This window comes from Bifidobacterium sp. POST2/T3 (B1), assembly GCF_058197115.1.
Window position 1 is genome coordinate 1 of sequence record NZ_JBVPQK010000448.1, and the last position, 2,101, is coordinate 2,101.

The following is a 2,101-nucleotide window of genomic DNA, read 5'->3' on the forward strand; positions in this document are numbered from 1 at the left end:
GAATCCGCCACCCCGTCAGGGACTTTCAAATGGGGCAGGTCGGAGGACCTGACCGCCACCACGCCAACCATGGCCGGACCTGCCAGAGCTCCCCGGCCGACCTCGTCCAAGCCCAGCACATACTCAGCTCCCTGGTCAGCCAAGGCAGCCTCGGTAGCCAGGGTTGGCAGAATCCGCCTCACAGCCGGTTCAGTTCTGGGTCGGGTCGGGCACAGCGTCGAAAACCTTGTGCTGGTTATTGAGCAGCTTCCAGCTGCCCACCGGGTAATAGGTCAGCAACGCAGTGCCTTTGATGTTGTCTATGGGAACCAGACCATTATGGCCGTCGTCCTTGTGCAGGCGGGAATCTGCAGAGTTGGAGCGGTTGTCACCCATGACGAAGACATGCCCAGGATCGACCTTGATTTTGAAAGGGAAGGAGCTTGGCTCTACTCCTGGGCGCAGGTAGGAACTCTCGTCAAGGGCTACACCGTTGACGGTGACCGGGGCGCCATGACCCTTGCAGGCCACCGTGTCGCCGGGCATGCCAATCAGGCGTTTGACCAGGTGATTGCCACGGAAGCTGGGCGAGGATTCATCACCGAGCCAGTCAGCTGGATCAGTAAAGACCACCACATCCCCACGGCGGGGAGCCACCATGGATCTGGTCAGCCTATGAGTGGTCAGGATTCTGTCCCCGACGCCCAAGGTGTTCTCCATGGAGCCGGAAGGGATGATGTAGTTGCAAATCAAAAATATGCGCAGGATGGAGACCACTACCAGCAGGACAACCAGCTCGAAAAGGAACTCGGGCAGAAAGCCACGCTCGCCGAGACGTGGGTGGCTGCCCCTGGCGGAGCCGCGTCCACCAGGGTGGTCGTGGGCATGACGGGGCGGCACCGGGGCTGAGGCGGCCTGCCTGCCGTCCGGGTACCAGAGTCCTGACGGGGTCGCTTCCTCATCCCGAAAGGCCATATTCACTCCTTGTCATCCGCAGAAAACCACACACTAACTAACAGAATAGGTCCCGCATGCCTCATAGCGTACACACCCAAGCATGAAAAAACCCGGGAGAACTGCATCCCGGGTGTTTACGGCCAAGGTCTGGGCTGGATCGCCCCGGCAAAATCCTACTTGTCGGACTCAGCCTTGTTGTCGCGCCGCTCGACAATGCGGGCGGCCTTGCCGTGCAGCCCACGCAGGTAGTAGAGCTTGGCACGGCGGACACGGCCGTGGCGCAGCACCTTGATGGAGTCAATCTGCGGGGAGTGCAGAGGGAAGCGACGCTCGACGCCCACGCCGAAGCTGACCTTGCGCACGAGGATGGTCTCGCGCACACCGGAGCCCTGACGGGCGATCACCACGCCCGTGAAAGCCTGGATACGGGAGTTGTTGCCCTCGGTGATGTTGACGTTGACCTCGACGGTATCGCCGGGACGGAAGTCGGGGATCTGCTCCGCAGGCTTCATGTGGCTGGCGTCAAATTCCTGAATCGCGTTCATGCTGTTCCTCCATGGCCGCCGCACATCGACCCATGCCATGGACCGCAATCCACAAGGAAGCGATCCTGAACGGAACCCGACGGTCTGCCGTCGGGGGTGCCAATCCGCCGGAACATCCGGCTGGACCTGAAAGGAAGGGAGCCCATGCGGCAGCTACCCTTCCGGCAAACAACTGTCCAATAATATATCACGAGCCGGACCTGCAAGGGCCCGGCCGGGCATCAGCGGCGGTGGGCCCTGTAGAAGGCGATCAGAGACCTGGTGGACTGATCCTGCTCGGCCAGCGCCTGGTCGTCCCGGGAGATGGCCGGAGTGATCTCGCGGGCCAGCTTCTTGCCCAGCTCAACTCCCCATTGGTCGAAGGAATCGATGCCCCAGACGGTGCCCTCGGTCAGTGTGATGTGCTCGTAGAGGGCAATCAGCTCACCCAAGGCTGCCGGAGTCAGCGCATCGCCGAAAATGGATGTGGTGGGCCTGTTGCCGGTGAAGACCCGGGCCGGAACGATGGCCTCCGGAGTGCCCTCGGCGCGGACCTCATCAGCAGTCTTGCCGAAGGCCAATGCCTTGGTCTGGGCCAGGAAGTTGGCCAGGAAGAGCTCGTGCACGTCCTGGTCGCCGTC

At 62.0% G+C, this 2,101-nt stretch carries 3 protein-coding genes and 1 pseudogene; all 4 read right to left on the reverse strand.

All coding sequences use genetic code 11. The features are described from left to right. Positions 1-182: pseudogene (locus tag AC0AP0_RS12635) on the reverse strand (ribonuclease HII); the annotation flags it as partial. Positions 183-189: 7 nt separating this feature from the next. Then, entirely contained in the window at positions 190-954 is a 765-nt protein-coding gene (gene lepB / locus AC0AP0_RS12640) for a signal peptidase I (RefSeq protein ID WP_490430742.1), read from the reverse strand. 155 nt (positions 955-1,109) lie between these two features. Next, positions 1,110-1,481: a 50S ribosomal protein L19 gene (gene rplS, locus AC0AP0_RS12645; protein ID WP_046322486.1), complete on the reverse strand. Its 372-nt coding sequence runs from the start codon at positions 1,479-1,481 to the stop codon at positions 1,110-1,112. Between the two features lie 221 nt (positions 1,482-1,702). Then, on the reverse strand, positions 1,703-2,101 hold a 399-nt coding region (locus tag AC0AP0_RS12650), incomplete at its 5' end, for a phosphoglucose isomerase-related protein (RefSeq protein ID WP_490430743.1).

Coding starts and splice junctions, on each gene's coding strand:
- lepB (WP_490430742.1), bottom strand. CDS start 954: ATGGCCTTTCGGGATGAGGAAGCGACCCCGTCAGGACTCTGGTACCCG.
- rplS (WP_046322486.1), bottom strand. CDS start 1,481: ATGAACGCGATTCAGGAATTTGACGCCAGCCACATGAAGCCTGCGGAG.